The sequence below is a fragment of the Pseudoalteromonas sp. Z9A6 genome, assembly GCF_011378805.1.
Classification (GTDB): domain Bacteria; phylum Pseudomonadota; class Gammaproteobacteria; order Enterobacterales; family Alteromonadaceae; genus Pseudoalteromonas; species Pseudoalteromonas distincta.
Genome location: NZ_WTKZ01000109.1, coordinates 1 through 3,131, shown reverse-complemented (window position 1 = coordinate 3,131; position 3,131 = coordinate 1). Strand labels below are relative to the sequence as shown.

The window sequence follows — 3,131 nt, the reverse complement described above, 5'->3', positions numbered from 1 at the left end:
TTAACTCTCTGAGTAGTTCGTGCCTTGCTATGCTTCGGCCTTTCCCGTCTCAGTGGGGTCGCATTATAGGGATCGGCGAATTTTACGCAAGCGTTATTTGCATAAAATAGTAATTAAAATTAAGCCCCAAGCAAGCACACACGATAAGCACAAGTTACCCACAAAACCATGTTGATAACTCTGTTTTTGAACTTTAAAACTAAACACTTTTATCCTGATGTGATAAGTTGCGGTCACTTTTTTTAACTCATGTATTTAGGCAGTATCCATGACAGACATAATAAATAGTATAAGTGCCCTTCTATGGGGCCAAGTTCTCGTCTACTTATTAATAGCAGCGGGCCTCTTCTTTACTTTTCGACTAGGCTTTATTCAATTTGTGCAATTTCCACATATGTTCAAAGTTATGTTTGGCTCTCGTAAATGTGCCGATAATGAAATTTCATCCTTTCAGGCTTTTTGTACTTCGTTAGCTGCACGCGTTGGTACGGGTAATATGGCGGGTGTTGCTGTTGCCTTATACCTAGGTGGGCCAGGTGCTATTTTTTGGATGTGGCTGATTGCATTAATAGGTATGGCTACAAGCTTTGCTGAAAGTACTTTGGCTCAGGCTTATAAAACAAAAGATGCTGATGGCAATTTTAGAGGTGGCCCTGCTTATTATATGCAAAACGGTTTAGGTAAACGCTGGATGGGGACTTTATTCTCGTTATGCTTAATTTTAGCCTTTGGTTTGGTATTTAACGCCGTACAGTCAAACTCTATTGCTGCAGCATTTGAAGTAGCGTTTGATGTACCTAAGTATATAGTAGGCATTTGCCTGGTTATTGGCTCTGGTATTATTATTTTTGGTGGTTTGAAAACGATTTCTCGTTTTGCTGAAATGGTTGTGCCATTTATGGCATTAGCTTACTTGTTGGTTGCTCTTTATGTATGCGCCACTAACTTTACTGCATTACCTGATGTAATTGTACTTATAATAAAAAGTGCTTTTGGTATTGAACAAGCTGGTGCAGGTGCAATTGGTTATGGTGTTACACAAGCTATGATCCAAGGTATAAAGCGTGGCTTATTCTCAAACGAAGCTGGTATGGGTAGTGCAGCTAATGCTGCAGCTACTGCGACACCTTACCCTCCTCATCCAGCATCACAAGGTTATGTGCAAATGCTAGGTGTATTTATTGATACTATTGTTATTTGTACAGCAACTGCTTCTCTTATTTTACTATCGCAGCAATTAGTACCTGAATCTGGCGTTATGGGGATTGAACTGACACAAGCAGCATTACAAGAACATGTCGGCGACTGGGGTACTTACTTTATTGCCATAGCTATATTGTTTTTTGCTTTTACTTCTATTGTGGCTAATTATTCTTACGCTGAAACAAATTTAATGTTTTTAGAGCACAACTCTAATAAAGGTATGTTTATCTTTAGACTTGTTGTTCTAGGTATGGTGATGTTTGGTGCTGTTGGTGAGCTTGGTTTGATTTGGACGCTGGCAGATATATCAATGGGTTTAATGGCCATTGTAAACGTTATAGCGCTATTTATGCTTTCAGGTGTTGTTGTATGGCTCTCTAAAGATTACAACGAACAACGCAAAAAGGGCTTAATCCCCACCTTTGACAAAAGTAAGCATCCTAAACTTGCTAAAGAGGTCGATTCTGAGGCCTGGAAATAAAAAATAAATAGCGAGCTACGGCTCGCTTTTTTAGTTCTAAAAATAAGAAGTCCTGACACATAGCACTCGCTCATTTATAAGTAAAAGCTGTTACGGACGATAAAAACTGTATAGACATTATCTGATTATCAGCCTAGATAAGACAACCTACAAAAACAGATGCTTAATGCCCATAGCTCTGCATTATGTATAAGCACTTTATTGTTTACCTATTTGAAGCTCTCACCATAACTCTAGACTTACTCTTACCCGCGATTTTTAACTTCCAGTGAGCATGTGTTACCAACCAATTCGACAACTATACCAACCTGCATAAATCTCTGAGCAATTTAACGGATTAAATTGCCTATAGCGTCGTTAAAAATTTTTATTTAGAACACTAGATAAAAAATTTTTGCATAGATCTAGTGTAATTTTTTTAAGCTTAAATAAACCCCATATATAAGCAGATTAGTATTACTTTATGCTACAAGCATATGAGTGTTTGAACTTTACTTTCAAGATTATTTGCTCTCGAGGTGTAGATTACTTCATTGTTTCAAGATTTTTAAAGCTAATGGCCTACTTTGCTAGTTGGTATCATAAGTCTATGACCCTTAGTTCAGTTCAAAGTGTATTCATTAGCATCAAGTATTGTATGTCGTTAAGGGTTAAATGGCTGGTTTATTTGAGGCGTTATAGGACTGGGTTTGGAAATATTACATTATGCCTACTCATATATATCTTTAATACGATAGATATACAAACTCATACTGAACTATCACACAACGCTATTATTGGGTAAACCATGCATAAAATAGTGCATATCAAGATAATATAAATCATAGAAATGAGAAATGAGAAATGAGAAATGAGGGTTTTACTGAATATTTTATAGATATTAGAATGATTTATTAGATATTTTTTAAGCAGAGCGCTTAATATATAGATGGTGCCCGAGGCCGGACTTGAACCGGCACGACTTGTTAGTCGAGGGATTTTAAATCCCTTGTGTCTACCAATTCCACCACTCGGGCATCGAGTTTGCTAATTAAAGCGTGTGGAGTAAATTATATGGAGGCGGAACCCGGAGTCGAACCGGGGTAAACGGATTTGCAATCCGGTGCATGGCCACTCTGCCATTCCGCCTAAATGTTTCCAAATAATTTGGAGCGGTACACGAGGCTCGAACTCGTGACCTCGACCTTGGCAAGGTCGCGCTCTACCAACTGAGCTAGTACCGCAAAATACTATTTTATCAACTTTAAATTATCTTGGTTAAATAACTTAAAGTGGTGCCCGAGGCCGGACTTGAACCGGCACGACTTGTTAGTCGAGGGATTTTAAATCCCTTGTGTCTACCAATTCCACCACTCGGGCATCGAGTTTGCTATTTAAAGCAAGTGGATAAAACTAATATGGAGCGGTACACGAGGCTCGAACTCGTGACCTCGACCTTGGCAAGGTC

At 38.6% G+C, this 3,131-nt stretch carries 1 protein-coding gene and 4 tRNA genes; 1 reads left to right on the top strand and 4 read right to left on the bottom strand.

Annotated features, from left to right (window positions below):
- Positions 1–268 precede the first annotated feature (268 nt).
- The gene (locus tag GQR53_RS20315; protein ID WP_165745038.1) at positions 269–1,684 is read left to right on the top strand and encodes a sodium:alanine symporter family protein; all 1,416 of its coding nucleotides are present in this window, start codon (positions 269–271) and stop codon (positions 1,682–1,684) included.
- 929 nt (positions 1,685–2,613) lie between these two features.
- Here the strand turns inward: GQR53_RS20315 and GQR53_RS20310 are convergent.
- The 4 genes from GQR53_RS20310 to GQR53_RS20295 form a co-directional block, all read right to left on the bottom strand.
- A tRNA-Leu gene (locus GQR53_RS20310) sits at positions 2,614–2,700 on the bottom strand.
- A gap of 38 nt (positions 2,701–2,738) precedes the next feature.
- Positions 2,739–2,812 (bottom strand) — tRNA-Cys (locus tag GQR53_RS20305).
- Between the two features lie 19 nt (positions 2,813–2,831).
- Positions 2,832–2,907: transfer RNA gene (locus GQR53_RS20300), tRNA-Gly, on the bottom strand.
- 49 nt (positions 2,908–2,956) lie between these two features.
- Positions 2,957–3,043 (bottom strand) — tRNA-Leu (locus GQR53_RS20295).
- Positions 3,044–3,131 lie beyond the last annotated feature (88 nt).

Coding starts and splice junctions, on each gene's coding strand:
- GQR53_RS20315 (WP_165745038.1), top strand. CDS start 269: ATGACAGACATAATAAATAGTATAAGTGCCCTTCTATGGGGCCAAGTT.